The 2,146-nt window shown below is 70.9% G+C and carries 1 protein-coding gene; it reads right to left on the bottom strand.

Annotation, left to right across the window (positions count from 1 at the left end; translation table 11 throughout):
* Positions 1-149: 149 nt before the first annotated feature.
* On the bottom strand, positions 150-1,613 hold the full coding sequence (locus tag AC1DZ6_RS23955; protein WP_477099605.1) for a sensor histidine kinase: 1,464 nt from the start codon (positions 1,611-1,613) through the stop codon (positions 150-152).
* Between the last annotated feature and the right edge of the window lie 533 nt (positions 1,614-2,146).

Consider the following 2,146-nt stretch of genomic DNA (forward strand, 5'->3'; position numbering starts at 1 on the left):
GGTCGCGGGTGCAAGGGTCGGTGGCTCACCCACTTGCCCCCACCTGACCGCTTCGCGGTCTGTCAGCGGCGAGGGGGCGGAGGGCGCCCCTCTTCCCCCTGTGGGGAAGACGATCGCGAAGCGATCCGTAGGGGGCAAGCATTAGCCGCCTAAGCGCCCAAAGGCCCGGGCCCCTCCACCGCCTCCGACAGCGTCGCCCGCATCGTGCAGACCAGCCCCTCCGGCCGATAGTCCATGGTCGCCGCCCCCTTCAGCTCGCCCCGCAGGCTGCGTTCGATCAGGCGCGAGCCGAAGCCCCTGCGGCTGGGCGGAACGACCGCCGGCCCGCCGGTCTCGGTCCAGGTCAGGGCCAGGTCGCGGGACGCCGCGTCATAGGTCCAGGCCAGCAGCACCTTGCCCCCGCCGTTCGCCCCGCCTTCGCCTGACAGCGCGCCGTATTTCAAGGCGTTGGTCGCCAGCTCGTGGAAGATCAGCGCCATGGTCAGGGCCCCGCCCGGGGCCAGCCAGACCGGCGGGCCGTCGATCTTCAGGCGGTCGCAGCCCTCCTCTCCGTCTTGGCGGGGCGGCGTGAACGGCGCCAGGGCCCGCTCGGCCACGTCGCGCAAGCCCGCCCCGTGCCAGCTCTCGCGGGTCAGCACGTCATGCACCTGCGACAGGCCCATCAGCCGGGACTCGAACTTCTCGAAGGCGGTGATCGGGTCGGGCTCGGTCTTCAGGGTCTGGCTGGCCATCGACTGGACGGTGGCCAGGGTGTTCTTCACCCGGTGGTTCAGCTCGTTGATCAGCAGCCGCAGCTGGCCCTGATAATGCTGCTGCTCGGCCTCGGCCTGCTTGCGGGCGGTGATGTTGGAGATGATCACCACCAGGTACGGCGGCCCGTCGCCGGGATCGACCCGCGAGGCGGTGACGTGGACCCAGACCGGGCCGTCGCGGCCGTCGATCCGCCGCTCGACCGTGTAGGTGTCGATGTCGCCCGCGAACAGGGCCTGGCCCTGGTTGACCACGGCGGCCAGGTCGTCCTCGCCGCGCACGATGTCCATGAAGGTGGCGGCCAGCAGCACCTCGCGGTCGCGGCGGGTGATGGCGCAGAAGCGGTCGTTGACCTCCAGGAACCGGCCCCGGGCGTCGACCCGGGCCACGCCCATCGCCGCCTGGTCGAACACCGCGCGATAGCGGGCCTCGGCGGCCTGCAGCCGGTGCCGGGCCTCGACCGCCTTGGTGACCATCTCGGTGTACAGCACCAGCCCGCCCACCCGGCCGTCGTCGGTGCGCCAGGGGGCCATCGACCAGCGCACCCAGTGGACGTCGCCGTTGCGGTCGACATAGCGCTCGCCCTCGTCGTCGCGCAGCTCGACACCGTCGGCCAGCACCTGGGCGTGCTTGTCTCGCCAGAACTGCGGGATCTCGGGAAAGACCTCGTAATGGCGGCGGCCCAGCAGCGGGGTGTCGGCCGGCATGCCCTGGTCRGTCAGGTACTGGCTCGAGGCGGCCAGGTAGCGCATCTGGTCGTCGAAGATGGCGATGCCCATCGGCGCGTGCTTCAGCGCGGTGGTGACGCTGGGCGAGACGGCCGCGGGGGCGTGCTCAAGCTCGGTCGGCGATCGCTCGGCCATCGCGCTCCTTTGCTCGGGCTCGTTCGTCTTGGCGCCATCATGCCCAGGCGAGGCCGGCTGTCGATGGGGCAATCCCGCACAGCGAGACGCTTTATGCGCCGAGCGCCTCCGCCCCCTATGGGGGCGGACAGACCGCGAAGCGGTCAGGTGGGGGCAAGTCTTGGCGGGCACGGCCTCTCGCTCTCACGCGGAAACCCGCTGAGCTGATTGGAAAGGGTCGCGGAGCGCCGGACGACGTCCGGAGTGTTTTCWAATGTGTACCGTTTCGACGAAGCCGAYCGCTCCGCGCCATCGTTATCCGCCAGCKTCCGGTRGGCAGCCCTGTTGAGGCTTAGCCGGACCCGGGACCCGCCGTTTCCAGCAAGTCCCAGCCGCCGGGGGCGCGGGCCAATGGGCAATACACGCGCTTTGTCCCCGTTCGACGCCGACGGCGGGCGGGCTCCCCAACGATGGGAGTCCCCGGACACGCTGAAGTAACCCCCTCCAGCCCAGTCCCGCTCGATCGCCCCCCGCCGCCGCATCGGTCGCTGGCC

Source organism: Caulobacter sp. P1_B12_2, from assembly GCF_056406675.1.